The organism is Pedobacter petrophilus (assembly GCF_009674725.1).
Taxonomy (GTDB): domain Bacteria; phylum Bacteroidota; class Bacteroidia; order Sphingobacteriales; family Sphingobacteriaceae; genus Pedobacter; species Pedobacter petrophilus.
Map to the genome: position 1 here is coordinate 1 of NZ_WKKH01000049.1, position 21996 is coordinate 21996.

Annotated in this window: 22 protein-coding genes; 7 read left to right on the forward strand and 15 right to left on the reverse strand. The window is 36.4% G+C overall.

Going from position 1 to position 21996, the window contains the following annotated elements:
* The first annotated feature begins 68 nt into the window (after window positions 1–68).
* The 3 genes from GJU39_RS19895 to GJU39_RS19905 all read left to right on the forward strand — a co-directional run bounded on the left by GJU39_RS19895 (window position 69) and on the right by GJU39_RS19905 (window position 4745).
* A complete protein-coding gene (locus GJU39_RS19895; RefSeq protein ID WP_154282757.1) occupies window positions 69–953 on the forward strand; it encodes an alpha/beta hydrolase family protein in 885 nt (294 codons plus the stop codon).
* Between the two features lie 108 nt (window positions 954–1061).
* Window positions 1062–3668: a PAS domain-containing protein gene (locus GJU39_RS19900; RefSeq protein WP_154282758.1), complete on the forward strand. Its 2607-nt coding sequence runs from the start codon at window positions 1062–1064 to the stop codon at window positions 3666–3668.
* Window positions 3669–3764: 96 nt separating this feature from the next.
* Window positions 3765–4745 carry a YihY/virulence factor BrkB family protein gene (locus tag GJU39_RS19905; protein ID WP_154282759.1) on the forward strand — a complete coding sequence of 327 codons (981 nt, stop codon included), beginning with the start codon at window positions 3765–3767 and terminating at the stop codon, window positions 4743–4745.
* A gap of 90 nt (window positions 4746–4835) precedes the next feature.
* Here GJU39_RS19905 and GJU39_RS19910 read toward each other — a convergent pair whose 3' ends face one another.
* The 3 genes from GJU39_RS19910 to GJU39_RS19920 are packed head-to-tail and all read right to left on the reverse strand — an operon-like array spanning window position 4836 to window position 7024.
* The gene (locus tag GJU39_RS19910; protein ID WP_154282760.1) at window positions 4836–5258 is read right to left on the reverse strand and encodes a secondary thiamine-phosphate synthase enzyme YjbQ; all 423 of its coding nucleotides are present in this window, start codon (window positions 5256–5258) and stop codon (window positions 4836–4838) included.
* 8 nt (window positions 5259–5266) lie between these two features.
* A complete protein-coding gene (locus tag GJU39_RS19915) occupies window positions 5267–6580 on the reverse strand; it encodes a peptidoglycan DD-metalloendopeptidase family protein (protein WP_154282761.1) in 1314 nt (437 codons plus the stop codon).
* A 3-nt stretch (window positions 6581–6583) separates the two neighbouring features.
* Entirely contained in the window at window positions 6584–7024 is a 441-nt protein-coding gene (locus tag GJU39_RS19920) for a hypothetical protein (protein WP_154282762.1), read from the reverse strand.
* A gap of 204 nt (window positions 7025–7228) precedes the next feature.
* Here GJU39_RS19920 and GJU39_RS19925 point away from each other — a divergent pair, with 204 nt between their 5' ends.
* Window positions 7229–8071, forward strand: coding sequence for an XAC2610-related protein (locus tag GJU39_RS19925; RefSeq protein ID WP_154282763.1), 843 nt, complete (start codon window positions 7229–7231; stop codon window positions 8069–8071).
* A gap of 304 nt (window positions 8072–8375) precedes the next feature.
* Here the strand turns inward: GJU39_RS19925 and GJU39_RS19930 are convergent, their stop codons facing one another.
* From GJU39_RS19930 to GJU39_RS19985, 12 genes are all read right to left on the reverse strand, one after another.
* Window positions 8376–9680, reverse strand: coding sequence for an HlyD family secretion protein (locus GJU39_RS19930; RefSeq protein WP_154282764.1), 1305 nt, complete (start codon window positions 9678–9680; stop codon window positions 8376–8378).
* Window positions 9670–11865, reverse strand: coding sequence for a peptidase domain-containing ABC transporter (locus GJU39_RS19935; RefSeq protein WP_154282765.1), 2196 nt, complete (start codon window positions 11863–11865; stop codon window positions 9670–9672). The genes GJU39_RS19930 and GJU39_RS19935 overlap by 11 nt, the downstream gene beginning before the upstream one ends.
* Window positions 11858–12949, reverse strand: coding sequence for a grasp-with-spasm system SPASM domain peptide maturase (gene gwsS, locus GJU39_RS19940; RefSeq protein WP_154282766.1), 1092 nt, complete (start codon window positions 12947–12949; stop codon window positions 11858–11860). The genes GJU39_RS19935 and gwsS (GJU39_RS19940) overlap by 8 nt, the downstream gene beginning before the upstream one ends.
* A gap of 1 nt (window position 12950) precedes the next feature.
* Window positions 12951–13139: a hypothetical protein gene (locus GJU39_RS19945; RefSeq protein ID WP_154282767.1), complete on the reverse strand. Its 189-nt coding sequence runs from the start codon at window positions 13137–13139 to the stop codon at window positions 12951–12953.
* Window positions 13136–14092 carry a grasp-with-spasm system ATP-grasp peptide maturase gene (gwsG, locus tag GJU39_RS19950; RefSeq protein WP_154282768.1) on the reverse strand — a complete coding sequence of 319 codons (957 nt, stop codon included), beginning with the start codon at window positions 14090–14092 and terminating at the stop codon, window positions 13136–13138. Before gwsG (GJU39_RS19950) ends, GJU39_RS19945 begins: the two co-directional genes overlap by 4 nt.
* Before the next feature lie 59 nt (window positions 14093–14151).
* Window positions 14152–14361 (reverse strand): hypothetical protein, encoded by a 210-nt coding sequence (locus GJU39_RS19955; RefSeq protein WP_154282769.1) that lies wholly within the window; start codon window positions 14359–14361, stop codon window positions 14152–14154.
* 250 nt (window positions 14362–14611) lie between these two features.
* Window positions 14612–15679, reverse strand: coding sequence for a grasp-with-spasm system SPASM domain peptide maturase (gwsS, locus tag GJU39_RS19960; protein WP_154282770.1), 1068 nt, complete (start codon window positions 15677–15679; stop codon window positions 14612–14614).
* Complete coding sequence (locus tag GJU39_RS19965) at window positions 15676–15873, reverse strand: hypothetical protein (RefSeq protein WP_154282771.1); 198 nt, start codon at window positions 15871–15873, stop codon at window positions 15676–15678. Before GJU39_RS19965 ends, gwsS (GJU39_RS19960) begins: the two co-directional genes overlap by 4 nt.
* 1 nt (window position 15874) lies before the next feature.
* Complete coding sequence (gwsG, locus tag GJU39_RS19970; RefSeq protein ID WP_154282772.1) at window positions 15875–16777, reverse strand: grasp-with-spasm system ATP-grasp peptide maturase; 903 nt, start codon at window positions 16775–16777, stop codon at window positions 15875–15877.
* Window positions 16778–16891: 114 nt separating this feature from the next.
* The gene (locus tag GJU39_RS19975) at window positions 16892–17119 is read right to left on the reverse strand and encodes a TIGR04139 family peptide modification target (RefSeq protein ID WP_154282773.1); all 228 of its coding nucleotides are present in this window, start codon (window positions 17117–17119) and stop codon (window positions 16892–16894) included.
* Window positions 17120–17188: 69 nt separating this feature from the next.
* Complete coding sequence (locus tag GJU39_RS19980; protein ID WP_154282774.1) at window positions 17189–17407, reverse strand: TIGR04139 family peptide modification target; 219 nt, start codon at window positions 17405–17407, stop codon at window positions 17189–17191.
* A 66-nt stretch (window positions 17408–17473) separates the two neighbouring features.
* Entirely contained in the window at window positions 17474–17683 is a 210-nt protein-coding gene (locus GJU39_RS19985) for a TIGR04139 family peptide modification target (protein ID WP_154282775.1), read from the reverse strand.
* Between the two features lie 526 nt (window positions 17684–18209).
* On the opposite strand from GJU39_RS19985, the gene GJU39_RS19990 reads away from it, so the two are divergent.
* From GJU39_RS19990 to kduI, 3 genes are all read left to right on the forward strand, one after another.
* Window positions 18210–20108 carry a tetratricopeptide repeat-containing sensor histidine kinase gene (locus GJU39_RS19990; RefSeq protein WP_154282776.1) on the forward strand — a complete coding sequence of 633 codons (1899 nt, stop codon included), beginning with the start codon at window positions 18210–18212 and terminating at the stop codon, window positions 20106–20108.
* Between the two features lie 11 nt (window positions 20109–20119).
* On the forward strand, window positions 20120–20866 hold the full coding sequence (locus tag GJU39_RS19995) for a LytR/AlgR family response regulator transcription factor (protein WP_154282777.1): 747 nt from the start codon (window positions 20120–20122) through the stop codon (window positions 20864–20866).
* 225 nt (window positions 20867–21091) lie between these two features.
* Window positions 21092–21931: a 5-dehydro-4-deoxy-D-glucuronate isomerase gene (gene kduI, locus GJU39_RS20000; RefSeq protein ID WP_154282778.1), complete on the forward strand. Its 840-nt coding sequence runs from the start codon at window positions 21092–21094 to the stop codon at window positions 21929–21931.
* Window positions 21932–21996 lie beyond the last annotated feature (65 nt).

A 21996-nucleotide genomic window follows, 5' to 3' on the forward strand; every position in this document is an offset into this window, starting at 1 on the left:
ATATAAGAAAATAAACCCATAAAAACAAGTCAAATAGTTGGTAATCAGATATTTAAACACTTAACTTAATGACATTGCCGGCAGGCCGGCAACTCGCAGCCGTAATCACTACGCCTAAAAATGTTAAAAATTTCCCTATAGTGGTGTTTGTTCATGGTTCAGGGCCAAGTGATATGGATGAAACCATTGGTGCAAACAAGCCTTTTAAAGATCTTGCTGGTGGTTTAGCGGCTAAAGGAATTGGCTCCGTACGCTACGTAAAAAGAACATTAATCTATGCCAATGAATTTAATAAACCTTATACGGTAAAGGAAGAAGTACTGGATGATGCCACAGCTGCAATTGCACTGGCTAAAACTATTCCGGGAGCAGACTTAAAGCAAGTATATGTATTTGGCCATAGCCTTGGTGGCATGTTAGCTCCAAAATTGGCCACCACATCGCCTGAACTTGCCGGAATTATCATGGCTGCAGCCCCGGCGAGAAAACTCAGCGATATCATTACCGAGCAAAATCGATATATGTTCGGTTTATCAAAAGATACAACAGCAGCGAATAAAACGCAGCTCAATGAAGCCATAAAAGAAATCAATAAAAGCAGAATTACGCAACTGGGCACCACCATAAAACCAGATTCAGTAATCTTAGGTATTCCAGCAAAATACTGGGCAGATTTAAATGCCTATAATCAGGTTTCCGTAGCAAAAGGATTAGGCAAACAACGGATCTTTGTATTACAGGGCGGGAACGATTTTCAGGTTAGCAAGGCTGATTTCGACCTTTGGAGCACCGCACTGGGCAAAAAGAAAAACGTTCAGCTAAAATATTATCCGGCGCTGAATCACCTGCTCAGCGAGCAAACGGAGAAGACGAATACCTCACAATACCAGATACCAAAAAATGTTTCAGAAGCCCTGGTCAACGATCTTGCCACATGGATTAAAACAAAATAACGCCTACAGTATTACCCGAGCCTTGATTAAATCAAGGCTTTTTTTATTGCCTCTTATTTTTCATTAAATCATATCTTATTTTATATCTTTAATGAACAAAACTATTTAATGGTATCGCTATTTTCTGAGGAGGAGAGATATAAATCGCTCGTAGAGGCATCGCCAATGCCAACTGCTATATATGTTGGAGAAGATATGGTGGTAATTGCTGCAAACCAGGCCATGCTTGATCTTTGGGGTAAGCCTGCATCAATTATCGGAACAAAACTGATGGAAGCTGTTCCGGAGCTGGAAGGGCAGCCATTTTTCGACATCTTAAGCCAGGTTTTTCAAAGTGGCGAAACCTATCACACAGAAGAATCGCCAGCCGATTTAGTGGTGGATGGTGCCCTACAAACCTTCTATTTTACTTTCACTTACAAACCAATCAGAAATGATGAGGGAGCGGTTTTCGCCATTATTAATACCGCTGCGCACCTTACAGAACTGGTAAAGGTAAAAAAACAGGTTATTGAAACGCAGCAACGGTTATCCTTCGCCCTTTTATCTGCTGAAATTGGTACCTGGGATTTAGACCCGATTAATAATCAGGTTAACTGGGATGCTAAATGCAGGGAACTTTTTGGCTTCCGGAAAGAAGGGGAGATCAAATATGAAGAAGTCTTGTCGTGTATCCATCCCCGCGATGAAGAAATGGTTCGTGAGGCAGTAGCCAAAGCTGTTAACAACGATAACGATGGACACTATGATATAAAATACCGTACCATTAATGCGGAAAATAAACAGATCAGGTGGGTTCATTGTAAAGGGAAAGCCTACTTTAACGATGATAAAATTGCCTATCGTTTTGCCGGTATCGCGCAGGATATAACCAATGAAGTTAAAGCTAAACAACGGGAGCATCAGCTGTTAACATTGGTTAATAACAATGTAGATCACATGACGATTGCCGGCTTAGATGGCAGGGTGATGTATATGAACGAAGCATCGAGGAAAATGTTAGGCGTAGCCCTGGATGCTGACGTAACTAAATTTAGTGCAAAAGATTTTTATACCCCTGAAGAATTAAATCGCGTTCAAAACCAAATCATCAAAGAAATAGATGAGGTAAAGGGCTGGACGGGCCATATTAACCTGCTCAACTATCAAACACGGGAAACGATTCCCTGTATGGTGAGTTATCTGCTGATCAAAGATCCGGAAACCGGAGAGGTGATTGGCAGGGGTGCTACTGCCAGAGATTTGAGACCCGAAATCCGGGTAAAAGCAGATCTTCAGAAACTGGCAACCATTATTGATAGCAGCGAAGATTTTTGTAATTATTGCGATATCAATGCCCGCACCCTTTACATCAACCCATCGGGCATTGCACTGATTGGTATTAATGAGGATCAGCTGCTGAATAAAAGCTTGTTCGATTACCATACGCCATCATCTAATGAAAAGATTAAAAATGAAATCTTTCCGGTGCTCTTTGCAGATGGAAAATGGTCTGGAGAGCTAGAGCTTCTACACCAGGTAACGCACGAGATTATTCCTATTCATAAGCAGTTTTATATGATTAGGGAAGAATTTACAAACGCGCCCGTGGCTATGGCTGCGATAGCGAGGGATTTGCGGCCCGAGTTGAACATCAGGAAAATTCTTGCCGATAAAAATGCAGCTTTACAAAGTGCTGTTGATGAACTGGAGTTTTTAGCCAATAGCGTGCCTCCGGTGGTTTGGTCGAGCAAGCCAGATGGAAATCTCGATTATATCAATAAAAGATGGTTTGACCAAACTGGTAAAAGTGATGAGGAAACCCTGGGTGCCCGCTGGGCAGAAAATATTCACCCGGATGATGTTCCAAATGCGGTAAAGACCTGGACTGCATCTTTGGAAAGCGGAAATGCATACGAGGTAGAATTCCGGTGCTTAGATAAATTTGGAGACTACCGCTGGCACCTGGTGAGGGCCATTCCATTAAAAGATGCGGAAGGGAATATTATAAAATGGTATGGTACCAACACAGATGTTCACGATCAAAAGGAACTCGAAAAACAGAAAGATAATTTTTTAGGGATTGCCAGTCATGAATTGAAAACGCCGGTAACCAGCCTCAAAGCCTATGCGCAGGTGATGGAATCGATGTTTAAACGCTCCGGGGATTTTAAAAATGCTGATCTGCTTGGCAAAATGAATAAACAGGTAGACCGGTTAACCAATCTGATTAGCGACTTGCTCGATGTAACCAAAATTAATTCGGGAAGGCTGCAGTTTAATGAAACGGAGTTTGATTTCAACGAAATGGTAGAGGAAGTAATTGAAGATGTTCAGCGGACCTCTTTTAAGCACATTATTCATCCTGATTTAAATTTCAAGAGAAATATAGTCGGCGATCGCGACCGCATTTGCCAGGTGGTTACAAATTTATTAACCAATGCAGTTAAATATTCACCCGATGCAAATGAAGTTATCATTTATACGGTTGATCATCAGGATAGTGTTCAGGTTTCGGTGAGAGATTATGGGATTGGCATCAGCGCTGAATTACAAGATCATGTTTTTGAACAGTTTTACCGCGTAAGTGGCGAAAAGGAACATACTTTTCCTGGCTTAGGTTTGGGGCTATATATCTCTTCAGAGATTGTAAAAAGATTAGGCGGTAAAATCTGGGTAGATTCTGTGGAAGGTAAAGGTTCTACGTTTTGCTTCTCGATTCCTGTAAATTCGTAAAAGTGTGGTGACTTTATATTCATTGCTATAAAATTTAAACAATTTTGTCTCTGATAGGTTAGACATAGGTATAATATATTCATCTATCCGATACTTATGGCAAAAACTAAAATCACTTTAAAAGGAATATGGAGCGTGCTCAAAGCAGCTTTTACAGGTTTTGGTGATCATAAAGTAACCAAATTAAGTGGCTCGCTTGCTTACTACACTGTATTTTCTATGGCTCCGCTGCTCGTTGTAGTGATTTCCTTGTGTGGTATATTTTTAGGGAGAGAGATTGCAGAAGGACAGGTTTATGAACAACTGGAAGGTTTTTTAGGCCGCGAATCTGCTACCTCACTACAAGAATTGATCAAAAACGCTTACCTGGATGGTAAAAGTACCTTTGCGCTGATTATTGGAATTGTTACTTTATTAATCGGTTCGACAACTATTTTTGGAGATATTCAGGATTCTATAAATACCATTTGGGGAATTAAACCCAAACCAAAAAGAGGCTGGGTAAAAATGCTTCAGAATCGCTTTTTATCATTTTCTGTAATCATTAGCTTAGGTTTCGTTTTATTGGTCTCTTTAGGGGTAACGTCACTTTTAGATGCTTTTAGCGGAAGGCTACAAGCCCGTTTTGCAGATGTTTCTTATTATATTTTTTACGTGATTAACCAGGCAGTTACCCTGGCGGTGATTTCTTTAATTTTCGGCGTAATATTCAAGGTATTGCCAGATGCGATTATTAAATGGAAAGATGTGATTGCTGGTGCAGTAGTTACTGCCATTTTGTTTATGATTGGTAAATTCGCTATCTCTCTTTATATTGGGAAAAGTGATGTAGGCGGAACTTATGGTGCTACAGGATCATTGGTAGTCGTATTGCTCTGGACCTATTATTCCTCAATTATACTCTATTTCGGTGCAGAATTTACAAAAGCTTATGCCATTGCTTATGGATCTGAAATTTACCCTTCTCATTATGCTGTAACTACAAAAGAGGTTGAAGTGGAAACCGGTGGAGGTTCTATCCAGGATAACCATCCCGAGTTGGTAGAAGAAGTTAAGCAAAATGCAAAAGATCAGTAATCCTTTGATTACCTTCCTTTAAATTTGATTGGCTATTGAGATTTGTAATGGGAACGAACCCATTACAAATTGATTAAATTGAAATGCGGATTACGCTCCCCAGGCAGTGATCACCAATTGTCTGGAGCCACCATAATTTCGATGCTCACATAAATAAATGCCTTGCCAGGTACCTAAAGCAAGCCTGCCATTGCTGATTGGAATAGTTACTGAATTGCCCAGCAACGCCGATTTTAAATGTGCTGGCATATCATCAGATCCCTCATAATCATGTCTGTAATCAGGATCGTTCTCGCGAACTGTTTTATTAAAGAACATTTCAAAATCAACCCGAACAGTTGGGTCAGCATTTTCATTTATAGTTAATGATGCAGAAGTATGCTGAATAAACACCTGGCAGATTCCGGTTTTAATTTCGCTAATCTCAGGTAGAGCATTTTCCACTTCATCCGTGATGATGTGGAATCCACGTCTTCGTTCTCTTAATGATAAGGCTTGTTGAAATATCTTCATGTTCAAATTTACTTAACAATCCAGCCAACTTGTGCATTTTCATCGCTGATTAGCTGATAATTCTTAAAAGTACCAAGAACGTAAACGGTTTGTCCGGCTCTTAAATTAATTTTAACTGCTGCTAAGCTGTCGGGTTGATCATATACTTTTTCCTGTTGTGATTTAATCTTTAGCTTTTGAAGGGGTTTAGTGGTTTGAACCAGTTCTTTGCTATTGATGAAACCAGTGTTTCCATCGGGTAACGCTACTTTATAAAAATTTCCGGTTGCTGAATTTACGTTGATGATTGTTCCTGAAGTTAGTGTAGATACGATTGCCGATTTATTTTCTGGCGAACCATATAGATTTTCTTTCGATGAAGTTCTTAACGTTTTGTTCAGATTATCCAGGTTCGCATTAATATTGACTGGGGCTTTGCTGATTGGATTGATATACGGAAGAGGATTTACCGCTCCGCCGGAGGTATAAATGCCAAAATGCAAGTGGGTGGCGGTGGTTTTGGCATTACCAGTATTGCCCATTAAACCTATGGTATCTCCAATCTTTACTTCTTGCCCTTCCCTTGCAACCTGTTCATCCAGATGTGCATAATATAAAGTATAATCTTTTCCGGCAGGTCTCAGCCAAACTACTTTCCCACCGAGGTTATTTTCATTTACCCGTGTAATCGTTCCGTTTGCGCTGGCTATAACCGGACTTCTGCGAGCGCCAAAAATATCTACGCCCTCGTGTTTCCTGGCATTATTGTCTCGTCCATCTCCCCAGAAACTGCCAATACTTTTGCTTTTCGATTGCGTTGGGAAAGCGAGCGATGGACCAGTAGTAATTTCCAATGTATATGCTACACTCTGAAGTAATTCTGGCTGGAGCCTGATCAAATAACTCCCCGTATCATTTATTTCGTATTGGATGGGGTTATTTAAGGTATCTGCTGATGCAATTCGTTTTGGATTATTAACGTCGTCAAGGTGCCATAGATCCAAATAAAGTGCAGATTGGGCTGGTTTTTTACTTACACTAATGGTAATTTTCTGACCCTTAGTTGCTGAAAACCGATAGGACGCGGCCGGAATTTTACCAGCATCGAAATAGCCGGTTTCCTGATAGGGTATAGTGATGTTTAAAGCTTTCTGAATACTTGATTCTGCTGCATTTATCCATGCCAAACCCATTGCGGTTTTATCTAAACCGGCAGTTTCTAATTTTCTTTTGTATTGTTCGTGCGGACTGGCAGCTTTAAAAAGATTTACAGAACCTGTTTTGCAAGAAATAAAAGCGATAGCTGTAAGTACTGAAATAAAAACAAACTGCAGTTTCCTCATCAGCTAATCCCTGTTTAACCGATTAAAAACAGCTGCGGTAACTAATCCACCAATCAGATACCAGGCTACTGTAAGTGCCTTAGTCTTATCTGTTTTAGTTACAGGTTCATCATCCAAACCCATTTTATCCGGAAGTTTGATTGCTCCTAAACCAGCGGTTAAGCCAGCAACTGCACCTTTAAGGTAGAGGTTTTTGCTGCCAGACATGGCGATGGTGGTGTAATAAATTCCGTTGCTAATGAGATCTCCTGCCAACGTAGCGGCATAGAGGTTATTGCCGGTAGGTGCTTTAATATTCAGGCTCTTCAAAGATTTGGTTAAGGCTTCTTCTCCTAATAAATCTACTCTCGGTGCATCACGGTCAAACCTGCGGACAGTTTCATGTAATATATTTAAGGCTGCGGCCCCAGCAAAACCGGCTAAAATTGCTTTTAAAACTTTCATATAATTAAAAGCCAATAAACGGTGAAATTGTTTTGAAATGAGAAGGTTAGATAAAAGCAATTATAATAAATTTATTTTCTGCTCGCTTTTGGAGAACTTTAATTCTTCAGGGATCTTTAATCAGCTAATAGATTTTCTAGCTGTCATCTTAAATTTCAGGAAATCAATAAGTATTTGGAAATATTGATAATTTAGTGAAACTATATGAACAAAATAACCTTCTTATTCTTCCTTTTCTTAATAATATTTGCTGTTAAGTCTTTCGCTCAGCCCTTCACTTTTCAATACACAGGTCTCAGCAAGTCTTTTATGCTGGATCTTGATTTTGGCAATAAGGGGAAAGGCGCAGGTGTGAAATATAAAGGGCAAACTCAGGTAATCGCTTTACAAGTTAAAAGCTATCAGCTGGATACCAGCGGTCGCCGAAACGGAAAACCAGACATCGAAACTTTTGTATGGGATGAGGTAATCGCCGGGAAAGTAAATGGTCAGTACGGGCTGAGTAAAAGCAAAGACGTTGTAAAAAACAGCTGGTATCAACGTAAAAAAGATGGCAAACGTTTTTTCTTACACCATGTTAAAAATAAAAAAGACAATGGAAATAGCGCACTCCTGGTACATGGGGCGTTTATCAAATTCAACCGGATAAATAATAATAAGGTTGAGATTGAATATCCTGATGGACAAAAAACGACCTCGGTTTTGCCAGATGAGGATTCGCCAGATGCAAGAAGGCAAAGTTATATTGAAGATTATAATTTTGATGGTTACGATGACTTAGGTTTTTCGATTCCTGATGCAGGGATGGGGGTGTATAGAACCTTCGGAATCTGGTTGTATAATCCGGTAAGTAAACGGTTTGAAAAAATGGTCGAACCAGATTATACCAATGCTGAATGTAGTGAACTTTGTAATGTTACCTTGGATAAAAAAAAGAAATTACTCTACAGTACCTGTCGCGGTGGTGCCCGCTGGTGGCAGGACACCTATCGGTTTTCTACGAAAAATAAATTGATTTGGATAAGCTCAAAAGAGCTGAATCTTTAATCTCAATCTGTATTGATCAAAAAATTTAATCTTTATGGTGGCGGGAGTAGTTTTTTACTTCCGATCTGAAAGATTGATAACCGAGGTAAACAAAGCGTCCGTCCCGGCTAAATATGTAGCGTTTCAGGAAATCCAATGAAGGCTATCAATCGAAAGATTTTAAGGGTTACAGTTGTGCGTTTGATTGCCTTGCTTCATTGCAGCTCCTTAGTGAGATAAATGCTATAAAAAACATTTTAAATATTTGATTTTGTATTTGCATAGCGATTTTTCAAGTAAAGAATTTTTAGCTTGAATAATCAAACTAGGATTGATAACCTAACAACTTTCTAATCTGATAGAAAAACCTTTCAATTAATCTTAAATCTTCAGTTACAATTTCAGCATTTCCTTTTAGTTCTTTGTCAAAAAGAAGCGTTTTATGATAAGAAGTTTTTAGTCCTTTAGGCAATACCACATCTACATAATAATTTCCTTTCTCGTCTGGTGTAAAGGAAATATTTTGAACCCTACCTTCTACAATGCCATATTCTTGAAAGCGATAGTTATCCAATTTGATTAGCACCTTTTCTCCTTTGGCAATCTTGCCAGAATTGCTAGCCGGAACAAACATCCTTCCAATCAGTTTTTTTTTATCGTTTGGCAGAATAGATAAAATGGCATCTCCACGTTTTACAAATTGGTTTTCGCCCCAAAATTGCTGAAAGCTAGCCACCCCATCCGTTGAGGAAATAATTAAATAGTTCTGTTCCCATTCTCTTAACGATCGGCGCAATTGTTCCAGTAACTGTAAGGTTTGAGAAGCAAAATTGATTTTATCTTTCTCCGCATTTATTGTCGAACCACTTTTTGTTTTATCCAGATTAAAAATGGCCTCTCTGGTTTGAGATAAGGAGATATGTATATTCTCCAGACTTTGCTGTGCTTGTAGAAATTTAATTTTTTCATTCTCAAATTCAAAAGTGGAGATTACTTTTTGATTCAACAATGTTTGGGCTCTTTGGTAATTTTTCTTAATCAATTCATATTTCTCCAATTCGAATGTTTTTTGCCGTTTCAGTGTTGTGATTCTGCTTTTATACGCAGCAATATTTTGAGCAGTGGCTACATTTTCCGGGTCGTAAGGTTTGAGTCGTGTAAACAATTTTTCATCCTGAAAGGCCTTGGCAAAATTATTGTAATCGCTTTGCAATTCGCCTAATTTAAGCCTTGATATTTTTTCAACTGGAAAAGAAACCAGTTGATCAGCAGAAACGGAATCGATTATTTTTTTGAGTTGTAAAATATCTTTATAGTTGGCTGTTGATTGTAAAATCATCAATATTTCATTTTTCTTAACTTTTTGGTGATCGGTGATAAATATTTTTTCGATTTTAGAATCAGTTCTAACCTGAAGCTTTTCTGGCGGATTTTGAGAAGTAACGATAATTGGAGCTGGTATAAATTCTGGATATTTAATAAAATAGCTCATTAATAAAATCATCAAAAGAATACCCAAAATAACCACATTGCCCCAACGGAACATCCAGTGTGGTGGTTCTGCCAAAACATCTTGTACGGCTTCCGATCGGAGTTCTATTTCATCCAATTTATCTCTTTTAGTTTCCAAGTTCTAGCTGATTTTTAATTAATCTATAATATTCTCCTTTTTTTTCAACCAAATCATTGTGGCTGCCTTCTTCTACAACCATTCCTTTATCCAGCACAATAATTTTATCGGCATGTTTAACAGTAGAAAGTCGGTGGGCAATTACTATGGCCGTTTTTCCTTCGAAAAATCGCGCTAAATTTTCGATGATAATTTTTTCGTTATTGGCATCTAATGCACTGGTTGCCTCATCAAAAAAAATGTAGTCTGGCGATTTATAAACTGCTCTGGCAATAAATAACCGCTGCTTTTGTCCACCACTAACACCTACACCCTCATTGCCGATTTTAGTATTGTAGCTTAATGGTAAGGTTTCGATAAAATCCTGTATGTTGGCAATTTCTACCGCCTTCCTTAATTTTTGCTTATCTATAGTGTCATCGCCAACGGCAATATTATTAGCGATGGTGTCATTAAACACATAACTCTCCTGCATGACTACACCGCAATGGCTTCGCCAATACCTCGGGGAGATATTTTTCATATCGGTATTCCCAATTTTTATTTCGCCTTTATCTGGCTCATAAAATTTTGTTAAAAGCTTTAATAATGTGGTTTTACCACTGCCACTGGCACCCACTATTGCAGTGGTTTTTTGATAGGGAATAGTAAGATTTAACCCCTGGAAAACAAATGAGTCAGATCCTGTATATCTGAATGAAACATTATTTAATTCTATATCTTTTGGTGGAATTTCGAAATCATATTGTTTTTCTTTGCCTTCTTCATCATCTTTATCATGAATTTCTCCCAACCTTTCCAAAGAAATTTTGGCATCTTGTGTTTGTTTAATAAAATCAATCAACTGTAATAATGGGCTGTTTAACTGGCCAATAATATATTGCACTGAAAGCATCATGCCCAGCGTAAGATTGCCTTCTAGTACCAGTTTTGCGGCAAGAAAACTCACTAAAATATCTTTAATCTGATTGATAAAACCACCACCTACCGATTGCCATTGTTCTAATGAAAGTGACTTGATTCTAATTCTAAATAACTTTACCTGTAAAAATTCCCAGCCCCAACGTTTCTGTTTTTCGGCATTATGCATTTTTATTTCCTGCATGCCGTTAATCAACTCAATTACTGTACTTTGCTCTTGTGCGATTTGAGAGAACATTTTGTAATCCAGTTCCTTTCTTTTTTTAAGAAAAAAACTAATCCAGGCCACATATAGAACAGCACCAAATAAATAAACAACAAACAGGCGATAATCATAAAGCAAGAGTACGATGCTAAAAATGAACAGGTTTACCAGCGAGAAAAGGGTGTTAAGTGAAGAGTTGGTTAGTAACTGTTCTATTCTATGGTGATCATTAATCCTTTGCATAATGTCTCCAGTCATTCTTGTATCAAAGAAACTGATGGGAAGTTTCATGAGCTTGATGAAAAAATCTGAGATGATGGAGATGTTAATTCTGGTAGAAAGATGTAGCAATATCCAGCTTCGGATAATGTCAATTCCCATTTTTCCTAAGAAAAGCATTACCTGCGCCAGTAAAACGAGATAAATAAAGTTAATATCTTGATTTTGTATCCCAACATCAACAATGCTTTGGGTGAGGAATGGAAATATAAGCGATAATAAACTACCCGCTAATAAACCCACAACCAATTGAATAACAAGTGATTTATATTTTAACAAATATTTTAAAAGAAAAGAGAAACTTGTTTTCTTCTCCTCGTCATCAAAATCATTTTTATAAAATGATGGACTGGTTTCTAAAATAAGTGCTATGCCTTCTTCAGTTTTATCGTGGGCATTTTCACCAATCCAATGTTTAATAAATTCTTCTTTCGTATAGGTAATCAAGCCGTAACCGGGATCTGAAACGTATACCTTATTGGCTTTATCAATTTTGTAAACGACTACATAATGGTTTTTATTCCAATGCACCATACAAGGCATTGGTGCATCGGCAACTAACGTATTAAAATTTATTTTAACACCTAATGTTCTAAAGCCTAACGTTTCTGCAGCGTTACTTAATTCGTGTAAACCGCTGCCTTCTCTGGTTGTTTCTGATAGGGTTCTGATTTGCTGTAACGAAATACTTTTATGGTAATGTTTCGCTATAATACGCAAGCAAGTAGGGCCACAGTCTTTTGCATCTGGTTGTTTATAAAAGGGGAATTCTTTAAGCATCTCGATTCAATTGTTGCATGCCATAATTTTGTATTGCTTTCTGCTTAAGCGGATTGGTGCTCCACTCATCCCATTGGTTAGTATATGGGTTATAACCACACTTTAAGGGTTTGGAAATGTCTAAGCCTTCATTGTTTTTTTTGGTTTGCTCTGTAAAAGCCCTACAATCTGTACAAACGTATCTAAACTCACATTCCTTACATACCGCAACGTCATCTTTTTTTAAGTTCCAATATTTCCTGAAATCTTTATCCGCCAATACATTATCTAATTCAGTTTCTAGCATATTTCCATAGCTTTCCTGCATTGATGGACAATTTTTTATTAATCCGTCTCCTGTGATAGAAAGCTTTCTGTTTAGGCAAGTATTGTGGTGTTGGCTCTCTGTAAAAAGTTCTATGTTAGTGGTAAAGTAGGCAGAGCGTATCATGCCGCAGAATAAACAGTTGTTAATAGCTTGCGCAAAATGAATAACCTGCACACTGTCTTTATAAACTTTAAAAGTAGTATCTGATGGTGCCGAGTGAATTAAAAAGTTCTTAATTCGAAGGTTCTTTTTTATCAATTTTTCTAATACTTTAATATTCAAGTCTGAAGAATATGGAAGTATCAGTTTGATATGGTTTAAAACCGTTCCGTTAAATGTTTCTAAAAAAGCCCCTAATTTTTCAAGATTGGGAGAATGATAACAGCGAATTTCCAATCCGCTTACATTGAGATTAAATAGTTGTTTTATGAATTGACAGTCGTAGTTAAGGTTTTCATTGTACTCAATTATCACATTAGTGATATCAGAAAAATTATCCCAACTCAAATTTAAGGGAGCTAGCTCTTCTAAGATACGATCGTCTTTAAATCCTAATTCTTTATACAAAATGAAATCTACATAACTTAATATTGCTTCTTCGTTTACTAGTCCATATTTATCAATGCAGTCTTCAATAGCATGCTCTTTTAAAAAGCTTAAAATATCATATACACCATTAGAAATAGGATAAGATTTATTCAGCTGCAAATCGCAAATCAAAGATCTGTTAGCACCTTTTACAAGCAAACAATTGGCAAATAGGTTGAGGTAGGTCATATTAAAATTTTGAAATTGCTTTATAGAAATTCACTAATTCATATCCTTCGGCATTAATTTTTTTAGCTTTTTCATATTTTCGGATACTAATTTTAGCTTTTTTATTTCTTTCTACATCCTTTTCTAAAAGATAGATTGCTAAAGGAAGCTGTGTTTTTATCTTTAATATATTGATGAATTTTTTTTTCATGCCGAGCATTTATTGGTTAAAACTTTTGCCATTTCTCTTTCTAAATAGTAATTGCATGGATGTGAAACCATTCCAAACTGCCCTTCCGGATTAATCTCTAAGAAATAGTAATTTCCTTCACGATCAACCATCAGATCAATTGAACCTGTTTCGAAACTAAGTGCCGTCATCAAGTGGCTTAACTTATTTTCAATTTCATAGGGCAGTATGTAGGGTACGGTTCTGTTTGGTCTTTTATCATCGTAATTTCTGAAGTCGGAAACTGTTTTTTTATTTTCTTGGGAGAAAATCGCCATAGCATAAAATACGCCAGCTAAATAAAATACCCTCAATTCAAATTTTTTATTTATCCCTTGCTGTACCAAAGAAGGGAAAAAGGTTTCAGGGACAGCTTTAATATTCCTTATGCTAATCACTTCAGTTAACATCTTAAAGTAAGCCCCATCATTATCTGAAAATAATACGCATTCGCTTAATGGCTTTACAATAAGTTGAGGATATATTTGCATTAGTTCAATTAACGAACGCTTGTCTGTTAAAACCTCTGTATGCGGGATATTTAAACCTAATTTTTTAGCCAAAAATAAGACGCTTAGTTTGTTGAGTTTATCTTCGGTAGCAGGATCATTAAGCCATTTTTGTTTATCAATTAAGTAGCATAAATGATTGTGTAATACATCGTACTCATTATTCAGAAAACGATCCATCACATACTGATTATCAAAATTTTCCTTTTTTAGCTTGTAGCGAGTTGGGAAACTAGCCACTTTTCTGCGATACCATACCATAGCAACATCTTCGTTTTTAGGAAGGCTACCTAGCCCTTTTAGAGTAAAAAGATCTTCGCCATTTAAACGTGTAAATGTGGCCTTGTAAAAATCAAGCCACATGCAAACGTAGTCTGTAGCAGCTTCCATGTTGGTTTGACTTAAAATTAGGATTTGATTTTTCATGTAACGAATCTCTGTTTTTGTATTTAGGTGTAGTGCTGCCGTAGCAGCACTACAAGTTTTTACCCGTGCAAACCGCCCGGACAGTCATGTGGTTTTCGTGGATCAGAGTAGTAATCTGTGCAATTGTGGTTTCCGTGGTCAGAAACTGCTTTCTTAAACGTAGCACCACCAGATTCAGCAAGAGATGTATCCATCATCATTGCTTTTCCACCAGTAATAGCATGGATTGATTTTACTCTTTTTGATTCGAGCTTTTCTAATTTTTTCATTTTTAAAATTTTAGTTTGATAGATATCGCCATCTAAGCCCTGGCGTTTGGGTTTGTTGGCAAACAATGTTGATAGAATTCAAAATCTAAGTTGTTCTAGTGTTGCTTGCACTTAAATTTCGGTATAAATACAGGGCCTAATACGTGGTAGTTGATATTCGGTGGCATTGAAACGATATCTGTATGTTTATTCACGAAATTCGTTTTTTAATAGTTTTTAATGACGATATCGCATCTTAATGGCAGCAATTTTACAGACCATAATTTTGTATTGCTTTCTGCTTAAGTGGATTGGTGCTCCACTCATCCCATCGGTTAGTATATGGGTTATAACCACATTTTAAGGGTTTGGAAATGTCTAAGCCTTCATTGTTTTTGTGGGTTTGCTCAGTAAAAGCCCTACAATCTGTACAAACGTTACGAAACTCACAATCTTTGCAAACCTCAATTTCAGCCTTAGTTAGGTTCCAATATTTTTTAAAATCCTTATGGAGGATTGCTTCTTCTAAAGTGGTGTTATTTATGTTTCCGAAGCTATTATGCATTGCCGGACAGTTTTTGATATTGCCATGTATATCAATACCGATTTTTTTATGAAGGCAAGAATTATGATTAACGGCTTCTAAAACCTTCATAATGTTTGTATCAAAATACTTTAAGTCTACTTTTCCGCAAGAATTAATTTTTAAATCTTGGGAAGTGAATAATAGATTAAACCTAAAAATATCTTCCACTTTAAAAGGTTTTTTATGGCAATTGTAAAATACCAGATTATACATCCTCGAAGTGTTTTCGCTTAAATGCTTAATATAATTCTCATCAATCGCGGCATGATAGGGAGCAAAAATTTCGATGGTTTCTACAGTAGAGTTTTCAAAATCAGCATCCAACTTTAAAAACTCGTTCAGTGATGGTTTACCGTTACAATAAATTACCAAGTGCGGTATTTGTAAATTTTCTATCGATTGGAGTAGCTTTATCGGAATGATTAATTCATTTCGTTCCATAAACAAGTTCGAAGTTTTGTTATAATCAACGTACTCAAGAGAAAGTGGAGGGAAGTTCTTATCCCAGTTTCCAGCAGTAATAAAACCGTACTCTTTTTCCAGTAAAAAGTCTAGATATTCTTGTGCTATCTCTTTTGATTCTTCATCATAAAAGGCAAATACTTCCTCAATGGAATTCGATTTCAACTCTTCAATAATATCATTCAATTCTAAAGACTGTAACTCAGAATTGTTTCGCTGTAAATCAGAAATTAAGATCCTATTGGCACCTTTAGTTAAGAATATGTTGCTGTATAGGTTAAAATATTTCATAGCATTCTAGTCATGGCTTTATAAAGAACTTGTCTGTTGTGAAATTCAGTTTGATATTTTTTACATTTTAGATATGGAGATGAGCCTGAATCTAAATTATCAGAACGCTTACTGCCAAAAAACTCCATGTATTCAAAGGTCAATGGAAGTTTATTTTCTTCCTTGATTATTACATCTTTTGCTTTTCTTTCCATATTATAAGTATGCTGCTATTTCTCTTTCTAAATCATAATTGCAGGCTTCTGACATGCCCAAGAATTGACCAATCGCATTAATTTCTAAAAAATAAAATTTATCAGCAGATTTTATGAAATCCACAGAGCCAGAGTTTAAATCTAATGACTGCATCAATAAATCAATTTTATGTTCTATTTCTGCTGGAAGTTTATATCGCACATTTCTATTGGGGATTTTGCTATTATATCTTCTATGATCAATTTTGGTCTTTTCATCGTTTTGTGAAATGATGGCTGTCGAATAAACTTTTCCGTTTAAATAGAAGCTTCGTATTTCAAAATCTTTTTCGATTTTTTCTTGGAAAAAAGAAATGAAGAAGCTAGACTCTTTCTTTTGTTCAATAACCGATGTATACATAATGCCATTCTGATTTTCTTGGATATGATCTACTATGGGCGTCCCTGTGATAGGTTTTACTATAGTCTGATCGATGATAACATCTTCCATATCCTCAGCCAAAAAATAAGGCGGTACGTCCAGTCCTATTTGTTTTGCTTTTTCTAAAACTAGCAGCTTGTTTAAATGGCTATTACTTTGTTTGTTGATATGTCTTTTTCCTTCCAAAGACTTGATTACATAATCTATTAACCAATGTTGTACCTCAAACATATAACGATCTATAGCTTGATTTTGATAGTTTAGCGTCTTAAATACTATACCTCCTCTTCGATACCAAACCGCACTTATTTCATCAATAAAAAATTGATTTCGATAACTTTTGAGCAGGATTCTTTTTTTTAGGGTATTAATTTCAAAAACCTCATCTTCATGAACACGAATAAATTTTTTATTCATAACAATGAGCCACTTTATCACCTCTGTAGTCGTGATTTCATTGTTTTTAGAGATTATTAAAATCATAGATTTGAACGTTAAGGGAATTTGAGAATATCAGCATTTTTCTAAAACACAAGCTGCTTGTGCTTGCAAAAACAGCTTGTGTTTGAAAATTTTTTGATTATAACAGAAGTTCAGTTAATTAAAGTGAGGGAATTTCCCATCTCTGATCCATACTCTTGATAAGTATGTTCCCCCGTTTCCATCATAAACGTCTACATCATGGCAGCCATGCGCATCAACGAAATTTGATTGAATTTCATAAAAGCCAGTGCTACCAGACATAGCTAACCCACCCATGATTTTCATGTCGAATTTCTTCTTTTCCAAATTAGAAAGATCTTTGATTCCTTTTAGTTTTTTCATTTTTTAAGAATTAAATTGATAGAAATCTACCAAGGTTTTACCATTTTTTATTATAGTTAAAGTTGAGTGCTAACATCCCGGAGATAGATTGTCCCAGTATCTGAAACTCCAATTTCCATATTGGTCATAGGCATCAATGTCTTGTTGACCTTGAGCGTTTAAGAAGTTTGAACGGACATCAGATGCACCAATAGATGGACGACGGCCACCTTGAACCATAGTTAAATCTGTTAGTTTTTTGTTTTCTAAAGAAGAGAAGCTCTTCTTAATTCCACTTAGTTTTTTCATTTTTTAAGAATTAAATTGATAGAAAATCTACCAAGGTTTACCATTTTTTTCGGTTAAAGTTGAGGGCTAACAACCCGGAGATATATTATCCCAAATTCTGCCTCTAAACTTGCCATCTTGATCATAGGTATCTATGTCTTGTCTACCTTCTTCATTTAAGAAATTAGAATAAACAATAGAAGCACCAATATGACGACCACCGTCGATAGCACTTAAATCGGTTAGTTTTTTGTTTTCCAATGAAGAAAAACTCTTAATTCCATTTAATTTTTTCATAATAAATAAAATTTATGTTGATACATGTTTCACCATCTTACCCTGGCGCTTGGGTTTTTGCTGATCAGCCATTTATAAAAGCATTCTTTGTACGTCTACAAAGCACATGATATAAATTGCGTGTTTATTTGTGGTTAAGCCAGAAACGAAGTGTTATGCTTAAATCACATTTAAACTTCGGTACTAATGGTTGGCAATACAAACGGTAGTTGATATGCGAGCGGATTGAATCTATATTCGCGGATGTTCAATCTTAATACGCTAAAATAGAGGGAACCACTGAGCACTTTTGCTATCTGGATTTATGGAAATAATTCTGTGAACGCAACTTTGCTCAGAGAAAAATTGGGTCTGTTTGTTGATTTTTATTTTTTCGTGTGGGATTCCTGCTAACGAAAATAGATTTAGTTAATACAGATATGGGCTTAAAACAAGCAGATATTCAACAGCTGTTTCTTTCAGGATATTCTATTGATATATTTAAAAATATTTATAGATTTCATTAAGCCAATCCCGATTACTGAATATGAATTTAAAAACCGTATTTATCATTTACTCTATTTTGAGTTTCCTTTTTGTTCCCGCCTGCGGAAATAAAGAGAAAAATACAAAAGTGAAGACAACAGCAATTCAAAAAGATTATTTGTCAGTCATCATTTCTTTAGATACCCTGCGGTCAGTAAAAGTTAAAAATGTCATTTTCAAAGAAGATAGCTTATTGAGTGTTTCTTCCAACAAAGAAGCTAATCCCTATTATCACTATTTTAAAGCGATAAAATTCAGTTTGGAGAAGAAGATAGACAGCGCTTTGCTGGAGTATCAGAAAATGAAAGTTACCATGCCAGGCAGTGAGGTAGAACTTTTAAAAACCTATGGAATACTCGGTCAAAATATGGGTAATGGATCAATGGTCGAATCTGCTTTAACCAGCCGGATATTTGCTGCTTTAAAAAAAGCTGAACAAGTAAATAGTCGCTTAACCTATCGGTTTTATGATTTATTGGCACAAGCTTATTTTCAAAACGATAATGAAAAAAAATCTTTGGAATATGCAGCTTTATATTTTGAAAACCATCCTTTTAAAGCTCATCCAGTAATTAAACAGCGTTATTTTGATATTTCTTTCTTATTGGCTTATCGGTTAATGGATGTTAAAAAAATGACCTATTACAATTCGCAGGCCCGGATTTTGGCGCAAAAAAATGGCGATAGTTTGGCACTGGCCCGTACTTACGATAATGAAGCACAAATTTACAGTCAGCAGGGGCAGCCCGATAAAGCACTGGTTTGTAGTAAGATATATTTTAATTACCTTAAAAAAACCGATAACCTTAACGATATTGCCTTTAATAACATGGCTACCACTTTTATTCGCAACCACCAACCTGATTCGGCTATTCATTATTATAAAGCAGGGATTGATTTCGAAAAACGTGATCCATGGGGAAAACAGAAAACGGTTCATTACAATGGGTTGATTGAGGCTTATAAGATGAAAGGAGATTTCGCCCGTGCGCTTCAGGCAGCAGATTCTGCATATGTTATTGAACTTCGAAATAATAAAGCAATTGAGGCAGTTAAGGTCGCCGAAATGTATGAAAAATATAAAGTTGAAAAAGATCAGAATATAATACAATTAAAAAGTAGTAATAAGCTAAACGAAACCATCATTAAACAACAACGGTGGACACTTTTTTTAATTCTTCTGATCTTTTTTGGTGTAGTTTCTTTCTTCTTCGTGATCTATCGCCAGCAACGGCTGAGAGAGCGAAATAAGTTGTTAAGGTCTGAAAACCAGCGGTTAAATATAGAACAAAAACTCTTACAGGCACAGCTGAATCCACATTTTATATTTAATGCCATAGCCAATTTGCAAGGTTTAGTGGCATCAGGACATATAGATGAATCGGTCCGTTACCTAAAGTCGTTTTCTGGTTTGCTGCGGGGCATCCTGGAGCAAAACAGGAAAGATTTTATCGAAATTGAGGAAGAAATTACCTCTTTAAACAATTACATTCATTTGCAGCAAATGCGTTATTCCGGCGCTTTCGATTATAAAATTACCATTGATGATGAGCTGGATGTGAATGAAACTTTCATCCCGCCAATGCTGATTCAACCTTTTGTAGAAAATGCCATCGAGCATGGTTTCAGGAACATTTCGCATAAAGGCCTGTTAAACATATCCTTCAAGGTTAAAAATGATTTGTTAAGTATTGAGGTAGAAGATAATGGTAGTGGTTTAACTACAAAAGCGGCCGATAAGCAAAAAAAGCAATCGTTGGCGCAAATTATATTAAAAGAAAGGTTCGATTTACTTTTTACCTCAAAAGGGAAACAAGCACATTTTAAAGTGGAAGATAAAAAAGGATCAGACGCAAAAGGCGTGATCGTTGAAATCATCATCCCAATTATTACTGACTAAATAAGATCATAATGAAAATTTATATTCTGGAAGATGAAGTACGAATTTTGCAGCACATTTTACAAATTGTAAAAAAAATCGACTATCTGGAAGTAGTAGGTTTTGCAGGAGAAATTGCCATCGCCAAGAAAGAGATACCAGTATTAAAGCCCGATATTATTCTGGCTGATATCCGATTAAAAGATGGCGATAGTTTCCACTTATTTGATGAAATTGGTGTTGCCGATTTGCAGGTTGTTTTTCTTACGGCCTACGATCAATATGCTATTCAGGCACTAAATTTAGGTGCATTTGGATATTTACTAAAACCGATAGACGACGTATTGCTGATTAACACACTTAACAAGTGCTTTCATCACCGAAAACATGAAGCCTTTGGAGAACAGCAACTTGCTATTGCAAAAGAACACTATTTATCGCAAGGAGTTGCTGCTGCCAAACGTATTGCTTTGAAAAGTGTAGAATATATTGAGGTGGTTAACATAGAGGATATCATGTTTTGCAAAAGTGATAAAGGTTATACCAGTTTTTACTTAAACAACGGAAGAGAAATTGTGGTATCAAAAGGGCTGAAAGAATACGAAAGCCTGCTTACGCCTTTTGGTTTTTTGAGGTGTCATCAGTCGTATTTAGTCAATTTCAAATATGTGAAGAAATACTATCGTGAGGGTTATCTGCAAATGGAGAATAAGGAAAATATACTGGTTTCCAGCAGGAAAAAAGAAGAGGTTTTGAGGTATCTGGAGAATATCGCTTAAGTCAATAATTACCTAAACTAAATAAGGCAACGCCTACTGCGCTTATAGGGTTAAAATGTTAAGCGACATAGATTTTAGTACATTGATTTATTTAATCGGTCAAAAGCAATTTACCCGAAAAAAATATTACAAAGTTGTGTATTAATTCCTTTAATAACGATGGGATAAATATATTTGCGAATAAGAGTTGATATTTCAGCTTTAACACATCTCAAATTTTAACCCATGAATAAATTCGAAAGCCGTTACGCCCAAAGCCCAAAAGAAGTTAAACAAATGGACACCGCAGCACTGCGTGAAAATTTCTTAATCGAAAACGTTTTTGAGGCGAACCAGGTTAATTTAACCCTATCACATTTTGATAGGTATATTGTTGGCGGTGCAATGCCTGTTAGCCAGAAACTGGATTTGCCTAACCCTGACGATTTGAAAGCCAATTACTTTTTAGAACGCAGAGAACTGGGAATTATCAATGTGGGAGGGAAAGCCATCATCACTGCCGATGGAGAGCAATTCGAACTGGATTATAAAGAAGCGCTTTACATTGGAAAAGGAACAAAAGAAGTTTCCTTTGAATCGGCAGATGCTGCTGAACCAACTAAATTATACCTCAATTCTGCACCTGCGCACCATACCTACCCAACCAAAAAAGTAAGTAAAGCAGAAGCAGAAATTGTTGAACTGGGAACGCCTGAAACTGCGAATCACCGCATCATTAATAAACTTTTAGTAAATAGTGTTTTACCAACCTGCCAGTTACAGATGGGAATGACAGAACTGAAATCTGGTAGTGTGTGGAATACCATGCCTGCACATACGCATGACAGGAGAATGGAAGCTTATTTCTATTTTGAAGTACCACAAAACCAAAGTGTTTGTCATTTCATGGGGCAGCCACAAGAAACCCGCCATATCTGGATGCAAAACGATCAGGCGGTAATTTCTCCAAACTGGTCGATCCACTCTGGGGCAGGAACCAGCAATTACACTTTTATTTGGGGCATGGCCGGAGAGAACCTGGATTATGGCGATATGGATCACTGTGCAATTACCGAATTGAAATAATTTAAACATCTATTATTGAGTTGATGAACGTCTGCTTATGAACACAAGTGCTTATCATTCAATAG